This window comes from Chryseobacterium sp. X308, from assembly GCF_020733145.1.
In the GTDB taxonomy this organism is placed as follows: domain Bacteria; phylum Bacteroidota; class Bacteroidia; order Flavobacteriales; family Weeksellaceae; genus Chryseobacterium; species Chryseobacterium cupriresistens.
Genome location: NZ_JAJFZH010000004.1, coordinates 101,744 through 120,592, shown reverse-complemented (window position 1 = coordinate 120,592; position 18,849 = coordinate 101,744). Strand labels below are relative to the sequence as shown.

Below are 18,849 nucleotides of genomic sequence, written 5' to 3'. Positions count from 1 at the left end.
TTATGAAAGTAGTTGATTTTAATGAGCACTTATTCAGATGCTCTCAATTAGGAAAGTTGATGGTTGGCGTATCACCTGCCTTAACAGTAAATCAAGAAAAAGAACTTTCGGAACTAAGATCAAAAATGCTGACTGGCAAGATAACAGATAAGCAGGTTATTAAAATGGGTGATCTGATCCGGAAAAAGGAAGAAAAGCCTGAACTGTCTAAAAGTGTAGAAACACATCTGGCGGATATTCACAAAGGATTTTTCATGAAGCGTGACCGCCAGATCTCAAATAAGTTTACAGAAAAAGGAATCATCGTTGAAGAAAAGTCGATCACTCTTTACTCTGAAGTTAAAAACACTCTGTTTCTGAAGAATCAAAAGTATTATAAAAACAAATTCATTCACGGTACGCCGGATAATGTTCAGAAGAAAGTTCGTGATATGAAAAACAGCTGGTCTTTAGATTCTTTCCCAATGTATGAAACGGTTATCGGAAACAAGGATTATGAGTGGCAATTACAAGGTTATATGGAGCTAACCGGAATCAAAGAAGCCGAATTGGTTTATGCTCTGGTAGATACTCCAAACAAAATCATTATTGATGAATTAAGACGGTTGGATTGGAAACAGGGAATTTACGACATCAACGGGAACGTGAAAGAAGAACGAATTCCTTTAGTTGTGGAAACCGTAACCAATATGATTTACACCGAACAGGGATTAGATGAATTCTGTCAGGAATCCATGTCAATAGAAAAAAAATGGTTTACAGATTTCTTCGAAATTCCTAAAGAGTTAAGAATAAAAGTCTTTGAGCTTGAATACTCCAAAGAAGCAATTCAGGCTTTGTATGAGCAAATTAAGCTTTGCAGAGAAAGACTTAACAATTTGACCGTTGAGATGTCCTCACAACTTTTTAAAGTAGCATAATGAAAGAAAAAGACGGATACTGGTCAGGCCGTGACTCCAACGGCCTATTTAAGTGGAATGAAAAGAGATTAATCAGATTAGAAACCGACAAAAAGAAAACCAATGAAAAACCCAAAACCAAACCCCGAAATTGAGGCAATTAAATCAAGCATATGTAAAGAATTAGGCTATCTGCCAGGTGATAAAATTCCTAATAGTAGAGTTTCTATAGCATTAGGTAAAATAGACGCAACAGCTACACTTATCTACGCTAAAACACTTAACCGTAAAGCCAGATTTGCAAAACCCGGAGAATGCCAGTACACAATGGAGCTGGAAAAACAGAAAAAAGAGAAAACAGAGCCAATTAATCCACACAACGGATTGCTTTCAACCAGACAGGCTGCGCAGATTTTAGATATAAAGCTCGACAATCTTCAGCAACACCGCAGGACGGGTAAAATAGAAGCCCAGAAAATAGGCAACAGAATGTTTTTCAAACCGGAGGAGGTTGAGAGGTTTAAAATACAAAGAGCTATTGATAAGCTTTAAAAAACTACCATGCATTAGTGATGTTTTAGCATGGTAATTACCGAATTGAATTAACAAAAGTTAAATTATAAGATATGGCTGAAGATAAGAATGGTTTTTTGCTGTATAAAGATCTCATACATTCTGTTCGAAAATTACCAAAGGAAAAAGCCGGAGAATTGTTCATGCATATTTTGAGTTATGTCAATGATGAAAATCCGGAAACAGAAGATTTTATAATTGAATTAGCCTTTGAGCCAGTTAAGCAACATTTGAAAAGAGATCTAAAGAAGTATAAAACGAAATTAGATAAGAAATCAGAATCCGGAAGGATTGGGAATTTAAAAAAGTGGCATCCAGAGATTTACGAAAAATATGAGTCAGGATTGTTATCTCTAGAAGAAGCCGAAAAGATCGCAAAAGATCGCAAAGTATCGCACTGCGATAATTTTATCGCAAACATCGCTGATAATGATACTGATACTGTTAGTGATAATGTAAGTGTTACTGTTAGTGATAATGATATTCTTTTAGGAAAAGAAACAAAAGAAGAAAAATTAAAAAAAGAAAATTCCGAAGAATTGTTTTGTGATGAACCTGATCCAGTAAAATTATCTGAAGACGAAAAAAGAAAAAAAGTTGCGCAAAAAAAAGAAAAGGCAGAACCGCCCGATTTGGACGCTTTCTTAACGTCAGCCAGGGAAATATACCAAAACGAACTTAAACTCGATTTTTCGCTATACGAATTCGCTGTACGGGCAAAGTACAACAGTTGGATTGAATCAGGATGGAAAGATGGTCACAAAAAGCCAATTATTTCTTGGAAAAACAAACTACGGAATGTCATACCTCACTTAAAACCAATTTATGGAAAATCAAATAATCAAACAGGATCCACAGGAAATAATTTTTCTACCGGGCAAGCAAATAACCAAAAAGCAACCTACAATATCCAAGACGCAGCTGAAAGAATTGCCAAAGATTTTGCAAATGGAAATATCCCGGGAGTCTATTAAATATTCTTCCGCCAACACAAAGGAAAAGCTTGTAAATGATATTTTAACCCTTTTTCAGGTTAGAGACAAAAATCAGGAGAAGAAAGAAATGATGGATACATGGTTGCTGTTTGTATTGGATTTTAGATTTACAGCTACCGAAATTTACTACGCTCACAAGATGGCAATTCAACGGACGTTGCTTGATCAGAACGGAAATGAGATTGAGTGTTTGCCAATGTTGTCAACCAATACCACCGGAAAGATTTTGAAAGCTTACGAGCGATACAAACAAAACGATAAGCAACTGGAAGCCGGAAGAGAACAACTGAAGAAAATTTTAAACCCAGAACCGGAAAGATCACCAGAAGAAATCAAAGCTGAAAAGAAAAAGAATTGGGATGCATTGGTGGAAGCTGTGAAAAAAGGTGAAAAATGTGAACATGCTTTTCTGTTTTACGAATTCGCAATCAAGAAAGGAGGATTGTCAAGCTTTGTGAACGACACAGATGGTCAAAAAATCGCAATAAAAGAGAAAATGATACAAATACTCGCCAAAGAAAAATTAAAGCCGAATTCGGTCTTATTTAACGCTTTTGAATTAAAACAGCTTTCAGAGTATTTCGAAGACAAGAAAAAAGCAATGACTAACGATATAGCATTTGCTTTTGATAGACTACATGCAATGGCGATAACTCACGTGAAAAATGACAAGGTTTATGAGTGGGTTTCTGAACAAATAAAATCAAAAGGCCATGAAAACAAAAGTTAACCGAACGCCAACGGATATGCTTGATGATTTGAGAATCTACTGTTTCAGGCTCCGGAAAAAAGGATTGTCCTTACATAGAATTGCTATGAAGATCGGAAGAGATCATACAACAGTTATTTTTCACTTAAAAAAATACAATGATCTTTCCATGTTTGATCGAAAATTTAAAACCAGAATTAAGGAGTTTGAAGAAAATGAATTCATCAAAAAATATGAGGCCTTTAAAAAGAGATTCTGCAGTAATGTCATTTGTTGAATCTCAAAAGCCAAAGAAGCCTGTTAAGACTGTGGGTGAAATGTATAAGGAGTTAAAGAAAGAAGAAAGGCTTACTCAATAGTCAAAGTATTAAGTTCGATTGAAAGTTCTTTTAATACCTCCATTGCCTTAATAGCATCTTTCTTAGAAAAAGATCTTCCATCAGCATTATTTAACTTTCTGCTTAAATATGCAGCAGCGTTCTTATTCGTAGGCCACATTCTACTAGCGATGTACGAAAGGTCAACCTTACAATGATTTTTTAAATAATCTTCAACTGTCATACAGCAAAGATATAAAAAATAATGTACAAAAATATTTGTACTGTACAAAAATAATTGTACATTTGAAAAAGCAAAAACGATAACAATTAAAATTACAACGTCATGGAAGAGATACAGATCGGTAAGGAATATAAAACTAAAGGAGGTTTTAAGTTGATTATTAATCATATTGATATTAAACATAGAAGACCATATTTAGGCTACTTCTATCATGCGCGAGGTCATAGAACAGTTTCGTACTATCATAATCTTACAAATGAAGAATCGGAGCTTGAAATAGTGTCTGAATGGGATGAATCAGAACTTCCAATATACTACAACAAAGAAGTTCCATTTGATGAAGATTACAGAGAAATACCGACAAACATTGATCATATAAAAGGAGCTATTGAAGCGAATAAAGATTTATGGTTTATCGATAAAAATGGCAACAAGTATCAAGGATCTAAAACTTGGGTAGACATTTTAAATTACAGGTTAACTGGCAAATTCCCAGAAAAGAATCTTTTCAACTATGAAAAAGCCTGATTAATCTAAAATTCACATGGTTAGTTTTTCCGGGTGGCGTTTTGATCCATCATGTCGCCCGGGTTTTTCAAACGATTAATTTTTACAAAATGAAAAATAGCAAATACATTAAAGTATCAGTATCGGATCGGCTGCCGGAATCAAATACCGACGTAATAATTTTGGGAGATATGGAAGATGTGTCAAAGGGATATGTATCTGAACATAAAAATTGGTGGCAATATGGAAGCGATACAGTTGATAATATTGAATACTGGCTAGAAGAAAAGCCAGACTATGAGGATGAGATGAAGGAGATGCTTGCAAAGTGCATGTTAGAATTTGGAAGATTTAAAGCTGAATTTGGGCAAGCTAGCAAATTAGAATTGGAAATTAAATCCCTTTTAACCAACTAAAAACATAATCATGAGAGAGAATAAATTCCGCGGACAAAGATCCGACAACAAAGAATGGGTATTTGGAAATTTATTAAAAACATCTGTAGATAAAAAGCCAGATCCTGAATTTACAGATGGTATACAGGTTTTTGAAAATGGAACTTTTAAAGCGGTTCACGCTGTTATTTCCAAAACTGTTGGGCAGTTCTACATGAATCTTCAAACGTATGATAATGAAGTACAATCATTTGATGCTTACGAAGGCGATATTATCGAAGTCGGAAGATATACACCAACTAAATATTATACAGTGATCATAGAAGACATAAGAAAAAAACCTGATAATCTATTTGGCGATAGCGTTGTTTCGCGAAAGCTATTAGGCAACATTCACTCCAATCCGGAGCTACTAAAATAATCACAATCATGAGCAGATTAAAGACACATTATGATCCTTTTGGAAATCCAAATGATGAATATAGTTGGAGTGATTATGGATATTGTGGAACGTATATATCAGATGGGAATTCCTCCGGGTATAGACCTAGTGTTACATGTAAAAAATGTAAAAAGATTTTTGAAAAAGCTGATGCAGAGGTTGCAATTGCGAGACTGAACGAGCTTAAAGACATGCAGAGTTTCGTTGACTTCATGAACGATTCAAAGAAAAAATAAACGGAACCTGGACCGTATTCTTTCCGGGAAATCAAAAACAATTTTAAGTGCAAAAACAGTTCGTAAAAAACAGCGAACGCACCCGTCTTATGTCAAATTTTAAAAAATATAACAATGAAAAATATTAAAAGAGCTTTTATAAATGGTATAACCGTTCCTTATTATTTACACATCGAAGGAGGCACAGGGCATGGTAATAAACAACTAGGGGGCACATTTAATTTTACCGCTGGGTATTTTAATCCAACTGAATTAGATGGCCGTGGGCTTGTTTCACTTGAAAAATGGTGTGAGCAGAAAATCATTCCTTTTGTTCATAGAGAAACTTTTGATGAAATACTGTCTAAACTTGAAAAATTTGAAAGATGAGTCACCAAGAGAAACAAGAGATCTTTGATCAGTATGCAAAAAGTAACGGTTTTGATTGTTGGGCTGGTTTACAAAGCACCTGTGATCCAATAATATTAAAACGACATGTTTTCAGAGCCTGCGATCTCGTACAGGAGGAACAGCAGAAGAGAATAGCAGAGAATGTAAATTCAGAAACTATACAAACGACATTCGGACCATTTGAATGTTATGACAAAGACTCAATCATTAATCCCGAAAATCTTATATCATGAAACTGAAAAAAAACGAATGTAAAAATATTGCAAAGGTATTGATTGCGTATCAAGGAATTTCATTAGATCAATTTGCGTTTGAAGATTGTTATGATATGATTGATGATAAAGATGTAGATAATATTCTTAACGAAATTAGAGAAGAATGTAAAAAATCCATAGCTAGAATTGCTGACAAATTAGGTGTAGACATAGACTATAGATCTACTGAATCTGTAATTGAAACAATGTATTTTGAATCATGAAAGAACTAGAAGAACTAACCCGGGAGATACGTGAGAAGCTGCCAAGGCTGACTAATGTGCAAGAGTACACAATGAATGACGGATCTAAAATACAATGGGGAGAAAATTTTCCTGTATTACTTAACGATGTTCTAGACTGGTTACAAGTAAAAAGCCAATCAGATTTTGAACCGGGAGATAAAAGGTACTTAACCCACTTTTTAGCCTTTAAACTATCTGAGTGGGATCTTTCAAGTCCCTATTTAGGAGACCAATCCCCAGAACTAATAAAATTCCTTCACTCACTTATAAAAACAAAGCAACTTTAACCAATAAATAAATTATACAATGGAAAACAAAATAGAATTAGAAGTTGAGTTCTGGCAAAAAGTAAAATATTCCGGAACTATAAAAGTAACGCCAGAAGAGGCTGAATTATTAAAAGATGCAGATGGCGGAGATATAGAACAGTATTTGAGATCTGATGGAAATATAGACAGCAATCCTCTGTACGAGTTACTTCAGGATTTAGCTAATGATTCTAATGCGAGTGATTGGAATGATGAATTAGAAGATTTTACAATTACTGAAGATTGGGAACACGAAGTTTAACCCCGTGCCATCTTAGGGTGGCACTTTAAAACAATAAAAATAAATCATGATAGAACCGCACGAACTGAGAATAGGAAATTTTGTTGAAGTCGAGAATTATAAAATAATTCAGTTAGAAAATATACATCCTAAAGGGACGACAAAAGGAGACGAAATATATTTAAGTTCTATGTTAAAACCCATTGAACTAAGCGAACACTGGCTTTTGAAGTTTGGATTCAAACATACAGGAGGGGGATTTTACACTCATTTACCAAGTTTAATCCAAGCTTGTAATGTAAGTGATAAATTTTATAACGTTGGATTCAAAGACTCTAATATAGGCCGTTTTTATTATGTCCACCAGCTTCAAAACCTGTATTTCGCCCTTACCGGGGAAGAACTAAAAATTAAAGAATCATGAAAATAGAAATTAAATACCCCTTCATTTGTTTTAATATAATTCAAATTGATGTGGATGATGACAAGGCAGAAGAAATTCTAAATGACTGTCAAGAAAATCAAGCTCAATTCATAATTGATAATATTCCAGTAGATGATTATTTAATGGTGCCAAACGGCAAGAAAGGAATTGTTTCAGCGCTTGATACAGATATTTATGCACATATAAAAGAAGTAAAACCATGAAACAGTTAGAGATAACCACGAATAAAAGACTTCTTATTGTTGAGTTTGACGATATGGATCATTTAGAAAATGTGTTGTCCTGCAATAAGCAAGGTATTAGATTTTGTACGGATAATGATGAGCCAACAAAACTCATCTGCAAAGGTTCGGATCTTACTGAGGATATTGCGAAGGGATTCCAACATAAAAATATGGGAATAGCTCATAATGGAGAATACTTATCAGCTATTGAAGAATTTAAATTTCATATCAGCAATAATGGCTACCATTGGGGAGATAATCCGGTGAAAAAGCCAAATAAAAATGAATTTCACAAAACTGAGGATTTCCTTGAAAAAGAAGACGAATATAATGATTACGAATCCAGAACCTTAAACCCTGAGAAATGTATAATATTTGAAATACTGTAAAGATGAAAGAAAGATATTTTTTTATTTCATATTCAATAAGAACTGATAAAGTTTCAGGATATGGAAACTGGGGATACATAACAAGAGATGGTAAATTTTTTAATAAAAAAATTGTCGGAAAAGCAATAGCAAAAAAAAGTGGATTCAAGGAAGAAGACGTTGTTATTCTAAATTTTAAAGAATTCAATAACGAATCAGATTTAAATAATTTCTTTGATTTAAAAGATGATTAATTACGGAAACCCACAATACAAAACCAAATAACCAAACTAAATTAGAACTATGAAAGAATTTATTAACGAATGTATGCTGTTCAGAAATAAGGATACAGAATTGAGAATAATAGGCGCGCTTGCTTGGTTTTGGATTGGCTGCGTGATATACTTAATTTTATATCTGTTTTAGTATCTTTACTCCCATGGAAGAAATAGAAAGACAATTCTTTGAAGCTTTAGAAGTTGAATTTAAAAAATCAGGTGGTAACAATGGCATAGATCACAATATAATCGATCCTATTTTAAAAATGCCATTAGAAGAAAGAAATGAATACATATCCAAGCTTTTAAAAGAAAAGAAGATAGTCAAAATTAACCACCTTAACGGAACGAGCTACACGCTACCAAAATAAAGCCCCTGAATTAACAGGGGTGTTTTTTTAATTTATTTTAACCTTTGAAATTCTGTACTTATCAATTATAATAAACCTTTCTAATTCGTCTTTGTATTCTGTTTTTGCAGAAGACCATTTATTGCGAACAGTGCTTTCAGTAAAATCATACTTACGAACTAGTTCAGATAGCTTCATAAAGTACTCGCTTTGCAGTGTATGAATATTTAGTATTTGCCAAATCATAGTATATTAACTTAGTCTAGTTGCTGTATATTCGATGTCAGAAATTTCGCCTTCAAATTCATCATAGTAATTAAAATTAAGGCTTTGCCCAATTTTTAAATCTGTCATTTCACTTTTTCTATTAAGGGTGTATCCTTGTATTTTTTCACCAATAACACTCAAAGTATCTGTAAAAGTCTGGCTTTTATTTGTTAGATTATTCTTGATAATTAAAGAATACATTCGATTGTCTATTTCTTGTAATCCCAAGAAATATGGACTATCTTTCTTAAACCGTCCTTGATATTCAACTTTTATAAGCGAATTATCTTTTTTCCAAATATTGCAAGTCCCTATTACATAGTGAAAATCAATTGTTTCAATACTTTTTAAAAATTCAGTAGCAATTTCCGTAGCTAAATTTATATCTGTTGTATTTATCCAAATAGCTTGAAGTCTGCTGTCGTGTCTAATTACTTTAATATCCATGATTGTTATTTTATACAACAAATATACAAAATAAATCTGAATATACTAAAAATAGTATAAAAATATAACTAGTTAAATTTATACTAATTATTGTATTGTTAGATTAATTAATAAAAATTGTTAGTAAAAACTATAAAAAAAGTTAGATTTAGTGTTGTTTTGTAAGTTTAGTATTCGTAAATTTACTGTAAAGCAGTTGGAAATGAAGGAGATAAAGCCTAAGGAGTGCGTAGTGTGTGGGGAGGATTTTATGCCGTTTAAGACAACTGAAAGAGTTTGTTCTTTGACCTGCGCACTTGCTTATGCTAAATCAGATGTCGACAAGAAAAACGCTAAAGCTTGGAGAAAAGAGAAGAAGATCAGGAAGGAGAAATTAAAGACTCAAAGCGACTGGCTACAAGATCTCCAAAAGGTATTCAATGAATTTATCCGGATTTCCCAGAAAGGAAGTAAATGTATAAGCTGTACGAATGATGAGCCAACTGATGCTGGTCATTATAGAAGTGTAGGAGCTCACCCAGAGTTACGCTTTGAAGAAAAGAACGTCAACCTACAGTGCAGAAAATGTAATGGATATTGGGGCGGAAATTTAATTGAGTACCGGAAGGGTCTTGTTAAGAAGTACGGAATTGAAGTTGTGGAGTGGTTAGAAGGCCCACATGAGCCGGTTAAGCTGTCAATTCCAGAGATAAAAGAAAAGATTGAGTATTACCGCGGAAAGATTAGGGAAATGAAGAAGAAAGCGGTTGTGTGATATGATTAATTTTTGTTGTTGAATTACCAAGCACAGATGATGAGTGCAGAGGGGGAGGAGAGTTGGTTTATGAAGGAGGGTGCTTGGTGTTTTTTTAAAGGAATTTAAAATGGAAAATGTTTTCTTAATAACAAATAAAGAGCGAACTAAGTTTTTGTGCAGAAATTCAACTGGGAGGTATTTTGACATACCAAAGAAACGAAAAGACATAATCACTTACCCAAATGAAGGATCAGCTAAAATGATTGTCGGGCATCACAGAGGCGATTATAATTTAGACTCTAATGACAAAAGCGAAATGATGGTAGTTCAATATGAGCTGATTCTAAAAGAAGTTGTAGAAAAATAAACGTGATGCTAGCATATAGGTAATGCGCCAGCGTAAAAGTTGGAAATCCGGTTCGAGTCCGGAGCATCAGCAAAACGGTTCCACAATCTATAAAATAAGAATTGAAATCTAGTGAAGTAGATTCTTTTTTAGGTGATGTTAATATGATCAAGTGTACATAAGTCATATTAAGAGGTTCGATCCCTCAGGAATCACAATAAAGAACAGTGGCGGAAGATAGACGCTAAGTGTGAATGTGAAAACATGAAACCGTGGGTTAACAGATGGGGCGCCAACCATCGTGCAGGTATCGAATCCTGCCTGTTCTTTTTAGATTGATTTAATGCAGTAGGAACTATTTTTTTCATATTAATATTTTGTGATTTGGTGTCCCGCTGCTGTAATAGGTAGCGGGGTTTTTAATTATTAGAATATGATAAGATTTTTAATAGGTTTCGTAAGCGTAATTATAGTTTTCTACTTGGTTGGCGCTTTTATTTCTGGAAGTTTAAACTGTGCTTTATGGCATGTAGTGCTTAAGAGTATTTTAGCGTTTGTAGCCTTAGTACTGGGCGTAATTGCTGGAATAATAAATACAGATAGGAGGTTTTAATTTAGGGAGTATGGGATTATTTAAAAATAACTGGAGTAATTGGGAAACATTGTCTGTGGGGACTATTGATTCTCAGATGTACTTATTGCAAGCTAGAAAGCATAAGAATGGAAAGGTTAGATTTCGGGTAGAAGTTTCTGCTCATGCATATGGAACTAAAATGGATGAAATAGAAGAAAACCTTAAAGGTAAACTATAAACTAATTTTCTATGGCAGAGGGAGTGACAGGGAGTGCGGTGAAGGCGAAATACTCAATGAGTAGAATTAAGGAAGATCTACCTGGTGAGGAGTGGAGAGAGTTAAAAAACTATCCTGATAGATACTTAGTTTCTAATTACGGCAGAGTAAAGAGTACTATAAAAAAAACTCCGGTAATACTTAAAAAGTCTTTTCTAAACAATAGATTTCATGTGGTACTTACTGACAATAGAGGAAGACAAAAAATAGAATTGTGTGGAAGGTTGCTAGCTTCAGAATTCTTAAGGTATCCACAAGAGAACGAAGTTATCAAATACAAGAACGGAGATAAGAAATTAGACGTGCTTGATAATATTGAGTGGACTAGCAAAAGAGAAAGTATAATTGCTGCAGTAAATAGAGGTTGCTACCCAAAGAGTCTAAACAAGAACGAAAATAACGCAATGGCAATTCTTTCAAAAGAAGACGTTAAAAATATTAGACGAATGAGAGCTGAAGGCGTAAAATGTATTGATCTAAAAAACAACTACAATGTGTCGATAGGTTGCATTCAAAAAATAGTAAATAATAAAACCTGGAAAGATATTTAATATGGAAAATCAAACATATACGGAAAAAGACTTGGTAACATTCGGAGAATATTTGCTTTCTAAAGAAAGAGAGAAAAGAATCGAAGGAGATTTGCATGGTAAAAGAACATATCAGCCTATAGACACTAAAAGAAGAGTTTATCATGCTGATTTAGAAAACTGGAAGAATGAAAAAAGGAAATGATATAAATGAAGGTAGGACTTCTGATGGTAAATTTTCAGAGGGTAATCCTTTTGGGCGTCCGGCTAAGTATGAAGATGAAGAGTCTTTAGCGAATAAGCTAATAGAATATTTTGAATGGATTAAAGGTGATTACATCATTGAGCGTAAAATCACGAGTAGAACTACAGGAAAAGGGAAAGACGCTGTTACTACAACTGAAGATGAACCAGTAAAAATATGGGTTCGTCATCCGGAGGAACCTAGTATTACCGGATTAGCTATTTATCTAGGTTTTGAAAGCCGTCAATCTCTTTATGATTACGCAAAAAAAGATCCGTTTTCTTACATGATAAAAAAAGCACTCTTGTTTGTTGAAAATAATTATGAAAAAGGTTTATGGAGTGATAAAGTCGCGGGAGTAGTATTTGCACTTAAAAATATGGGATGGGCAGATAAGCAGGACATAACAACTAACGGCAAGGATCTGAATAATAGAATGGTAGTTGAAGTTAGGAATACCGGAGCTCCAATTGTAAATTCTGAATCAGATGTCAACACTAATAGAGAAGGTTAATTTATTTGCTGAGTCGCCAACATACGACTATAAAACAGGTAAGTTCACAGGAAATGCACAGTGTGGGGTTATTTTCACGGAACTACTAAACTCAGATGCAGATATAGATATTCTGCAAGGGGGAACAGATAGCGGTAAAACATATGGAGTTATACAGTTCTTCTGTTATATTGCTATTAATGAACCACCTCCAAAAGTAGATCCGATTATTACAGTTCTTGGGGCAACAATACCCAATTTGAAAAAGGGTGCGTATCGACATTTTAAAAATATTGTAAACAATTCTCCATCTTTACCTAGCTACATCAAAAGATGGAATGAAACAGATAGGACGGTTGAGTTTACCACAGGATGGATTGTTGAGTTTGTATCTGCAATTGATGAGCAAGATGCAAAACAAGGAAAGAGACAATATCTTTTAGCAAATGAAGCTAATGGTATTGATTGGCTTATATTCTGGCAAATGGCAAAAAGAACCAGAATTAAAACCATTATTGATTATAATCCTACTGCAGAGTTTTGGGCACATCAAAAATTAATCGGAACAGATAAGTATTCAAATGACTTAAGCGCATCGGTAAAATTAATAATTACAGACCATCGCCATAATCCTTTTCTATCTTACCAAGATCATTTCAGAACCGAAAATATACAGGATGATGATCTTTGGAAGGTTTACGCAAGGGGCATGACCGGAGCATTGAAAGATGTTCTTTTCAGAAATATAAATTACATAGATGAATTTCCATCAGACATTGGATATATCTACACCAATGACTTTGGATTTACAACGGATCCAAATGCTACAGTTAAGTATTCAGAAACATCTACAGACATCTTTGCAGAGCTATTAATTTATGAACCTATTGAAACAGCAGAGCTTTTGGACGCTGCGTTTGTTTCAATAGGAGTTGAAAGAGAAGTTGCTTTGATTTGCGATTCTTCAGATAAGTATGTATCAGAATCAAAAGGGACGATAAAGATGGTTAGGGATTTAATGATGTTGGGCTATGAGGCACATAAAGTATCTAAGACAAAGTCAGTAATGTACTGGCTTTTATCAATGAAAGGGAAGCGAATTAACGTGGTAAAGAATCACCTATATAAACATGTTAGAGAAGAAGCGCAAAACTATAGACTAATGGAGATAAATGGCGTGAAAGTTAATCAGCCTATCGACAAGTTCAACCATTTCTGGGACGCTGTAAGATATGGACATATGGCATGGAATCAATCTTATACAGTGGAATCGGAAAGAAATTAATCATTGAAAATTAACCGACCGTTTTTATCTCTTTTAGGCACAAAACCTAATGTGCAAGTGCATCCATGCTCGCATGTGCAATCTTCATGTGGAAGTAATTGGTTATTTAAAGCATACTCAAAATTATACTTTTTGTTATCATCATCTCGACATCGTTTGCAAATTTTATCGTTTTTCTTGCTTATGATAACGATTTCATAATCAATCATGTTGGTAGATTCGTAGGTGGATTTAATCAGAGAATCATAGTATAATGTTTTAATATATTTATCCCTTGTCTTTTCCTTAGGATCAGAAAACATTAACATTTCAAAATAGACCTCAGTTAGTTTTTGATTATTCCCTTGATGTTTATTTACTAGAGAATTTAATTTTCTCCATATATAATTTTTTAATCCATCGATGTTATTATTCAAATTTAGCTGATCTAACTCTTTGTTTAATTGTAGGATGTCAAATCCAATCTTTGACAATCTAAGAAATTGTTTCTCTTTTAATTTATTGAATTTAGTATTCATGTTTCAATATTGTTTAATTCTAAAATAAACAATAATCTTTAAATAAACAAAACAACACTCATCAAGTCATAATTACAGCAGGGTTAAGTTTGTAGTGTATTTAATTAAAACACATTGCATTGGGCCCGGCTGAGTTCATAAAAAAGAAAGTAAACCACGATAATCTCCTTAAGGCTAAACAGCAGCATAAGGATATTTCGTATTTGGTACAATCGGAACTACAGTCTGAAATAACAATAGAATACCTTACTACTTGGGCAAACAGACGATATGCAACTGATAATAAATTTCTAAATTGGGTTAAGTCAGTTTTCAAAACAGATAATTTCCTTTCATTTTATAAATACTTAAGACATCCGCTACCATCAGCAAAGATCGTGAACGAAGATGTGAAGCCTAAACTAAGAAGAGTATTCCATGCCGAAGACTCTATTTTCAAATATACATTACGGGGTAAGGTAGAAACATGTCATTCAGATCTCAATTCTAAAGAATTTGATGAAGAGTTATTCAATGCTATCCTTTTTAATCACAACGGCATAGTTGCCCAGGATGTTAGCACAACGGATTACGAATACCGAGAAGTGATCCCCATTACTTCAATAGTTTCAGTTGACTGTGATAAGGACAAGATCAATAAGATCGCCTATAACTCTTATTTAGATACTGAAAATGGAAAAATATATGGCTACACATATCTGGATAAAGAGCAGTATTTATTCTTTGATAGGGATTTTAACTTAGTCAGTCAGAGTGTGCATGATCTCGGCGAATGCCCGGCGGATTGGATTTCAAGTGAAAATATGTTCACTACAAATAATGTAGTTAAGAAGTCTATTTTCTCATATGTAATTGCTGATCTTGAAGAATATGTTTTTTTAAAGACGCTTCAAAGGATGACTGAGCCTAACGGGGCTATACCTGTAGCGGTACAATTAAACTCCAAAGAAACGAAAGCCGCAGGCGAACTGAAGAAAGGATTGTCAAAAGAGCCAATGTCACCAACTATACTTGGGTCAAATTCAGATAAAGATATTTACCCGGTTCCTTCGTCCGAAAGTCAGCTACAAGCTGGTACAATCATAAAAGTTACACCACCTTCAGATGCTGACGGAAACATAAATATGGATGTAGTTCAGAACTACTTCCAATTTCATTACATGCCAATCGAGGCTCTGGCTTATATAGACGACAGAATAAAGGATATTGAAAATAGAATTAATTCGTCTTTAATCGGAGACTACAAAGAGCAAAATGAAGCCGCCAAAAATGAATTACAGGTAGAAAAAGGCTACAACGGAAAAGAAGACAGGTTAAGATGGATGTCAAACGAATTAAGCAGAATTAAGCAACTTTCTGACTTTAAAACATTGGCTTTATTGCATGGTAGGGATAATATAACTGTTGAAGTTTTTTTTGGAACTGACTTTTTTATTGAAACTCTAGATGACCTTTTTAATTCATTCGATAAAGCGCCGAATGCTATTGAGCGCAGAAAGATTCTCAAAAGAATTTCTCAAAACAGAAATAAACATAATCTCCAGCAGGCTAAAAGAGATGTCATTCTCTATACATTGATTCCTTACATATCAGATAAAGACTTTGAGACAGCGCTAAAAAGGGATATTGATCCAATAACTTTCGAATTCTACACAAGGTTTGAATACTGGATTTCTCTTTTTGAGGCAGAATACGGGCAGATAGAAGAATTCTACGAAGGATTGGGAGAAATGAAGGATAGCGAAAAGATAATCCGCATAAATAATTTAATCAAAAATATAATTCAAAATGAGAGTACAATTAAAGCTTAGGCTATACTACGGTAAGCAGATGTATGACTCTAAGGGAAATGTAGTAACAAGAAACGAAGGGATTTCTATACAATATGATACATTGGAGTACATGAACTTTATGAAGCATCTAATTGCTAACGGCGTGTCTTCAGTTAAGGTTGAAAAAGCTTACAATCTGGATGAAGCAAACGACAATGAATCTGTTCAATCGCCAAATAGATATAAGGAGATTGAAGACGTATCAGAATACGAAAACGACATAAAGAAGTATTTGGAAGTACCAGAGAAAGAGTTGACGCCTGAACAAAAAAGAATTAAAGATCTGGAAGAAAAACTAGAGTCATTATTACAGAATCAGCCAGAGCCAAAAGAGTATAAGCCGGGATTATCTGTTGGAAGAAAAAAAGTTACAGAATCACCAGAACCGAAAGAGGAATAACAGAAGTAAAACATTTTAATTCATAAAAGATTATGGAAATATTATCAGAAGAAGTTATTAAAGAAACTGGGTTGACTCCTGAGCAAGTGTCAGCATTAACTCCGAAACTTACAGACTATTTTTCAGATCAGAAAAAAGAGTGGGATAAAAAAGCCAATGATAACGCAGAGGGAATTCTCTCTGGTGCCGCTAATTATCTTCAAGAAAAAACAGGCGTTAAAGTAGAACGCCAACAAGGCGAAAAGTTCGGTGATTACGTTGCGAGAATATCGTCAACTGCTTTAGAAAGTAAGGCCTCTGAAATTGAGAATTTAAAATCTGAATATCAGCAAAAGATTAAAGAGTTTAAGGGAGATGACGCAACGAAAGCTGAATTGGAAATAGCAAAGCAGAAGCTTGATGCTGCTCAGAAGCAATTAGCCAATTATGAAGAGCTAACGGAAAAGGCTTCTAAATACGAGTCGGCATCGAAAGAGTTGTCTGAATTTAAGGTTATGGCTGCTTTTGGCAATGTTAAACCTGCTTTTTCTAAAGAGGCTAATCAATATGAAGTGAAAGCAAAATGGGATGATTTCCAAAAAAGAGTTCAGGATAAATACAGTATTGAAATAGTTGATGGGGAGTATATTGCTGTAGACAAAGAAAACCATTATAAAAATGTAAAGCTTTCAGACCTGGTCAATAGTGATTCTGAATTGAAAAGTATCACGGGAGAAAGAGTTGTGCCGGGTGTGGGTTCAAAATCATTTAAGATCGAAGGACTTAATGAAGACGTACCAGAGGAAGCTAAAAAAGACACCGCTAAAAGGGCAGCCTTTATTGAGGCCCAATTAGCCAAAGAAGGGTTAACCGTTACGTCTCCGGAATATGCTAGACGATTCGGAGAACTAAATAAAAAAATAAAAGAAAGTTAGACGCGAAAGACCGCAAAACGTATTAAAAATTAATTAAAACAAAAAAAATGAATTTAGATGCTACAATGTGGCTGGATTATCAAGACGTCAATTCGACTAATGAGAAGCGTTTTGCGCAACTTGGCGTTTTAGATCTTGTTAAGGACAGCACACAATTTACAGATTACATCTCGCCAACTGCGAGACAAAGATTAAGCGAATCTTCTTCTTTAAGAAATGTTAAGATTCCAGTGATTAAAGATCAGGAAATCGAAGTGACATCGACTCCTGGGTTTGTTATTCCAGCCAACCAAGAAGTGTCAGATGAATATTCATTTGTTGCTTATGATGTTTTCTCAGGATTTAGACATCATCCAGCATTGTACGGTAATAATACCGTTGATGCTGAATTTGCTCTTAGAGAAAAAATGAAGAACATCAGTTATGAAATGGGTAAGAGAGTTGAATCTATTCTTGTAACCAATTTGGAGGCGAGAAAAACGCAAAAACTTGGTTTTACAACACAGGTAAGCCAGGGAGATGGAACATTCAACTTCAACACTACTACCGATACACTAGAGGTAAGCAAGGCTGCTCAAAAGGAGACCATGTTCTTCAATATCGATGCCCTTATGGAATCCAACGAAGTAGGAGGGGGTTACAGTTATGTAACTTCTAGAGCTGGGTTAACCGTACAAAAGTCAGAATTAGCTAAATACGGAATGGCTAACCAGAAAAACCTGCAGGCTCTTAATTTCCCTACAATGGAAAGACTGTATGAGACAGGTACTATCCTTCCAAATAGTGCTGTTTTCAACGGGTTTGCCGTAAGGGATGGAGCTATGGGTATCATTGAGAATTTCCCTTGGGATTTCAGAAATGGAACTGTCATTGACGGTAAGAAATGGTCTACATCAGGTATTGAGTTACCATTTACAAGAATGGTTGCAAATGTTTATGTAAACAATGCTGCAACGGATGCAACTGCCATGGTTAGTGCTGGTAAAGATTCAAATCTTATTATGACTCACTTCCAAGAGATGGCTATTTGGCATAGATTCTATGTTGTGTACAGATATAACAGTGATCTGGCCAATAGAGTGAATGACATTGTAAAAATCACAGGTTTAACAACTTAAAAAAGGAGAAATGGATTATAATATTTCATATTCAAATGGAGAGGTAGGAGAAAGTGAAAAGGTTTATGCGCTTGTCGTAACAGACAATACAACTCTTACAGCAAATGATTCAGGAAAAATCATTCTTGTAGGAACTGATGCAAAAACCATTACGCTTCCAGCTTCTAAAGCAGGATTAACTTTTACTTTCGTTAATATCGGCGCTGCTGGAAATAACATTCTAAAAGTTTCGCCTGTTTCGACCGAGGGAATTTCTGGAACAATTACACTGGCAAGTACAGTTGTTGTTCTTGATGGTACTGTAAACAAGGCGGCAATTAATACTAAAGCCACATCTGTAACAGGAGATAGTTTGACGATACTTGGAACCGGATTAACAGGAGCAAAAGCTTGGGTAGTACTATCATCAACTGGTATTTGGGCTAGAGAAGCATAAAAAATATAGTAT

General features: G+C 34.4%; 34 protein-coding genes. 31 read left to right on the top strand and 3 right to left on the bottom strand.

Annotated elements, in window-relative coordinates:
• Window positions 1-2 precede the first annotated feature (2 nt).
• The 5 genes from LIV57_RS06850 (at window position 3) to LIV57_RS06830 (ending at window position 3,453) form a co-directional block, all read left to right on the top strand.
• Window positions 3-920, top strand: a complete 918-nt coding sequence (locus LIV57_RS06850; protein ID WP_227942010.1) for a hypothetical protein — start codon at window positions 3-5, stop codon at window positions 918-920.
• A 102-nt stretch (window positions 921-1,022) separates the two neighbouring features.
• Window positions 1,023-1,451, top strand: coding sequence for a helix-turn-helix domain-containing protein (locus LIV57_RS06845; RefSeq protein ID WP_227942008.1), 429 nt, complete (start codon window positions 1,023-1,025; stop codon window positions 1,449-1,451).
• A gap of 74 nt (window positions 1,452-1,525) precedes the next feature.
• Window positions 1,526-2,446 carry a DUF6291 domain-containing protein gene (locus LIV57_RS06840; RefSeq protein WP_227942007.1) on the top strand — a complete coding sequence of 307 codons (921 nt, stop codon included), beginning with the start codon at window positions 1,526-1,528 and terminating at the stop codon, window positions 2,444-2,446.
• On the top strand, window positions 2,421-3,197 hold the full coding sequence (locus LIV57_RS06835) for a hypothetical protein (RefSeq protein WP_227942006.1): 777 nt from the start codon (window positions 2,421-2,423) through the stop codon (window positions 3,195-3,197). Before LIV57_RS06840 ends, LIV57_RS06835 begins: the two co-directional genes overlap by 26 nt.
• A complete protein-coding gene (locus LIV57_RS06830; protein WP_227942005.1) occupies window positions 3,181-3,453 on the top strand; it encodes a helix-turn-helix domain-containing protein in 273 nt (90 codons plus the stop codon). The genes LIV57_RS06835 and LIV57_RS06830 overlap by 17 nt, the downstream gene beginning before the upstream one ends.
• A 71-nt stretch (window positions 3,454-3,524) precedes the next feature.
• Here LIV57_RS06830 and LIV57_RS06825 read toward each other — a convergent pair whose 3' ends face one another.
• A complete protein-coding gene (locus tag LIV57_RS06825; RefSeq protein WP_227942004.1) occupies window positions 3,525-3,737 on the bottom strand; it encodes a hypothetical protein in 213 nt (70 codons plus the stop codon).
• Window positions 3,738-3,839: 102 nt separating this feature from the next.
• Here LIV57_RS06825 and LIV57_RS06820 point away from each other — a divergent pair, with 102 nt between their 5' ends.
• The 14 genes from LIV57_RS06820 to LIV57_RS06755 all read left to right on the top strand — a co-directional run bounded on the left by LIV57_RS06820 (window position 3,840) and on the right by LIV57_RS06755 (window position 8,441).
• Complete coding sequence (locus LIV57_RS06820) at window positions 3,840-4,265, top strand: hypothetical protein (protein ID WP_227942003.1); 426 nt, start codon at window positions 3,840-3,842, stop codon at window positions 4,263-4,265.
• Window positions 4,266-4,354: 89 nt separating this feature from the next.
• A complete protein-coding gene (locus LIV57_RS06815) occupies window positions 4,355-4,660 on the top strand; it encodes a DUF551 domain-containing protein (protein WP_227942002.1) in 306 nt (101 codons plus the stop codon).
• Between the two features lie 10 nt (window positions 4,661-4,670).
• The gene (locus LIV57_RS06810; protein ID WP_227942001.1) at window positions 4,671-5,060 is read left to right on the top strand and encodes a YopX family protein; all 390 of its coding nucleotides are present in this window, start codon (window positions 4,671-4,673) and stop codon (window positions 5,058-5,060) included.
• Window positions 5,061-5,068: 8 nt separating this feature from the next.
• Window positions 5,069-5,317: a hypothetical protein gene (locus LIV57_RS06805; protein WP_227942000.1), complete on the top strand. Its 249-nt coding sequence runs from the start codon at window positions 5,069-5,071 to the stop codon at window positions 5,315-5,317.
• A 114-nt stretch (window positions 5,318-5,431) separates the two neighbouring features.
• A complete protein-coding gene (locus tag LIV57_RS06800; RefSeq protein ID WP_227941999.1) occupies window positions 5,432-5,686 on the top strand; it encodes a hypothetical protein in 255 nt (84 codons plus the stop codon).
• Window positions 5,683-5,940, top strand: coding sequence for a hypothetical protein (locus LIV57_RS06795; protein WP_227941998.1), 258 nt, complete (start codon window positions 5,683-5,685; stop codon window positions 5,938-5,940). The genes LIV57_RS06800 and LIV57_RS06795 overlap by 4 nt, the downstream gene beginning before the upstream one ends.
• On the top strand, window positions 5,937-6,185 hold the full coding sequence (locus LIV57_RS06790; RefSeq protein ID WP_227941997.1) for a hypothetical protein: 249 nt from the start codon (window positions 5,937-5,939) through the stop codon (window positions 6,183-6,185). Before LIV57_RS06795 ends, LIV57_RS06790 begins: the two co-directional genes overlap by 4 nt.
• Window positions 6,182-6,493, top strand: coding sequence for a hypothetical protein (locus tag LIV57_RS06785; protein ID WP_227941996.1), 312 nt, complete (start codon window positions 6,182-6,184; stop codon window positions 6,491-6,493). The genes LIV57_RS06790 and LIV57_RS06785 overlap by 4 nt, the downstream gene beginning before the upstream one ends.
• A 19-nt stretch (window positions 6,494-6,512) precedes the next feature.
• Window positions 6,513-6,776 (top strand): hypothetical protein, encoded by a 264-nt coding sequence (locus tag LIV57_RS06780; protein WP_227941995.1) that lies wholly within the window; start codon window positions 6,513-6,515, stop codon window positions 6,774-6,776.
• Window positions 6,777-6,822: 46 nt separating this feature from the next.
• On the top strand, window positions 6,823-7,179 hold the full coding sequence (locus LIV57_RS06775) for a hypothetical protein (protein WP_227941994.1): 357 nt from the start codon (window positions 6,823-6,825) through the stop codon (window positions 7,177-7,179).
• On the top strand, window positions 7,176-7,403 hold the full coding sequence (locus tag LIV57_RS06770) for a hypothetical protein (protein ID WP_227941993.1): 228 nt from the start codon (window positions 7,176-7,178) through the stop codon (window positions 7,401-7,403). Before LIV57_RS06775 ends, LIV57_RS06770 begins: the two co-directional genes overlap by 4 nt.
• Window positions 7,400-7,813, top strand: a complete 414-nt coding sequence (locus LIV57_RS06765) for a hypothetical protein (RefSeq protein WP_227941992.1) — start codon at window positions 7,400-7,402, stop codon at window positions 7,811-7,813. Before LIV57_RS06770 ends, LIV57_RS06765 begins: the two co-directional genes overlap by 4 nt.
• Window positions 7,814-7,815: 2 nt before the next feature.
• A complete protein-coding gene (locus tag LIV57_RS06760) occupies window positions 7,816-8,046 on the top strand; it encodes a hypothetical protein (RefSeq protein WP_227941991.1) in 231 nt (76 codons plus the stop codon).
• A 185-nt stretch (window positions 8,047-8,231) separates the two neighbouring features.
• Window positions 8,232-8,441 carry a hypothetical protein gene (locus LIV57_RS06755; protein WP_227941990.1) on the top strand — a complete coding sequence of 70 codons (210 nt, stop codon included), beginning with the start codon at window positions 8,232-8,234 and terminating at the stop codon, window positions 8,439-8,441.
• A gap of 231 nt (window positions 8,442-8,672) precedes the next feature.
• On the opposite strand, the gene LIV57_RS06750 is transcribed toward LIV57_RS06755, so the two are convergent.
• Complete coding sequence (locus tag LIV57_RS06750) at window positions 8,673-9,134, bottom strand: hypothetical protein (RefSeq protein ID WP_227941989.1); 462 nt, start codon at window positions 9,132-9,134, stop codon at window positions 8,673-8,675.
• A 202-nt stretch (window positions 9,135-9,336) separates the two neighbouring features.
• On the opposite strand from LIV57_RS06750, the gene LIV57_RS06745 reads away from it, so the two are divergent.
• The 7 genes from LIV57_RS06745 to LIV57_RS06715 all read left to right on the top strand — a co-directional run bounded on the left by LIV57_RS06745 (window position 9,337) and on the right by LIV57_RS06715 (window position 13,619).
• Window positions 9,337-9,888 (top strand): recombination protein NinG, encoded by a 552-nt coding sequence (locus LIV57_RS06745; protein WP_227941988.1) that lies wholly within the window; start codon window positions 9,337-9,339, stop codon window positions 9,886-9,888.
• A gap of 109 nt (window positions 9,889-9,997) precedes the next feature.
• Window positions 9,998-10,237, top strand: a complete 240-nt coding sequence (locus LIV57_RS06740) for a hypothetical protein (RefSeq protein ID WP_227941987.1) — start codon at window positions 9,998-10,000, stop codon at window positions 10,235-10,237.
• A 602-nt stretch (window positions 10,238-10,839) separates the two neighbouring features.
• Window positions 10,840-11,028 carry a hypothetical protein gene (locus LIV57_RS06735; protein WP_227941986.1) on the top strand — a complete coding sequence of 63 codons (189 nt, stop codon included), beginning with the start codon at window positions 10,840-10,842 and terminating at the stop codon, window positions 11,026-11,028.
• Between the two features lie 11 nt (window positions 11,029-11,039).
• The gene (locus LIV57_RS06730; protein WP_227941985.1) at window positions 11,040-11,618 is read left to right on the top strand and encodes an NUMOD4 domain-containing protein; all 579 of its coding nucleotides are present in this window, start codon (window positions 11,040-11,042) and stop codon (window positions 11,616-11,618) included.
• Between the two features lies 1 nt (window position 11,619).
• Window positions 11,620-11,802, top strand: coding sequence for a hypothetical protein (locus LIV57_RS06725; protein WP_227941984.1), 183 nt, complete (start codon window positions 11,620-11,622; stop codon window positions 11,800-11,802).
• Window positions 11,786-12,355 carry a DNA-packaging protein gene (locus tag LIV57_RS06720; RefSeq protein ID WP_227941983.1) on the top strand — a complete coding sequence of 190 codons (570 nt, stop codon included), beginning with the start codon at window positions 11,786-11,788 and terminating at the stop codon, window positions 12,353-12,355. The genes LIV57_RS06725 and LIV57_RS06720 overlap by 17 nt, the downstream gene beginning before the upstream one ends.
• Window positions 12,330-13,619, top strand: coding sequence for a hypothetical protein (locus tag LIV57_RS06715; protein WP_227941982.1), 1,290 nt, complete (start codon window positions 12,330-12,332; stop codon window positions 13,617-13,619). Before LIV57_RS06720 ends, LIV57_RS06715 begins: the two co-directional genes overlap by 26 nt.
• Here the strand turns inward: LIV57_RS06715 and LIV57_RS06710 are convergent.
• Window positions 13,616-14,137 carry a hypothetical protein gene (locus LIV57_RS06710; protein WP_227941981.1) on the bottom strand — a complete coding sequence of 174 codons (522 nt, stop codon included), beginning with the start codon at window positions 14,135-14,137 and terminating at the stop codon, window positions 13,616-13,618. The genes LIV57_RS06715 and LIV57_RS06710 overlap by 4 nt on opposite strands.
• A gap of 119 nt (window positions 14,138-14,256) precedes the next feature.
• On the opposite strand from LIV57_RS06710, the gene LIV57_RS06705 reads away from it, so the two are divergent.
• The 5 genes from LIV57_RS06705 (at window position 14,257) to LIV57_RS06685 (ending at window position 18,837) form a co-directional block, all read left to right on the top strand.
• On the top strand, window positions 14,257-15,948 hold the full coding sequence (locus tag LIV57_RS06705; RefSeq protein ID WP_227941980.1) for a hypothetical protein: 1,692 nt from the start codon (window positions 14,257-14,259) through the stop codon (window positions 15,946-15,948).
• On the top strand, window positions 15,926-16,369 hold the full coding sequence (locus LIV57_RS06700; protein ID WP_227941979.1) for a hypothetical protein: 444 nt from the start codon (window positions 15,926-15,928) through the stop codon (window positions 16,367-16,369). Before LIV57_RS06705 ends, LIV57_RS06700 begins: the two co-directional genes overlap by 23 nt.
• A gap of 32 nt (window positions 16,370-16,401) precedes the next feature.
• A complete protein-coding gene (locus LIV57_RS06695; RefSeq protein WP_227941978.1) occupies window positions 16,402-17,283 on the top strand; it encodes a hypothetical protein in 882 nt (293 codons plus the stop codon).
• Window positions 17,284-17,537: 254 nt separating this feature from the next.
• Window positions 17,538-18,401: a hypothetical protein gene (locus tag LIV57_RS06690; protein WP_227941977.1), complete on the top strand. Its 864-nt coding sequence runs from the start codon at window positions 17,538-17,540 to the stop codon at window positions 18,399-18,401.
• Between the two features lie 10 nt (window positions 18,402-18,411).
• The gene (locus LIV57_RS06685) at window positions 18,412-18,837 is read left to right on the top strand and encodes a hypothetical protein (RefSeq protein WP_227941976.1); all 426 of its coding nucleotides are present in this window, start codon (window positions 18,412-18,414) and stop codon (window positions 18,835-18,837) included.
• The last annotated feature ends 12 nt before the right edge of the window (window positions 18,838-18,849 follow it).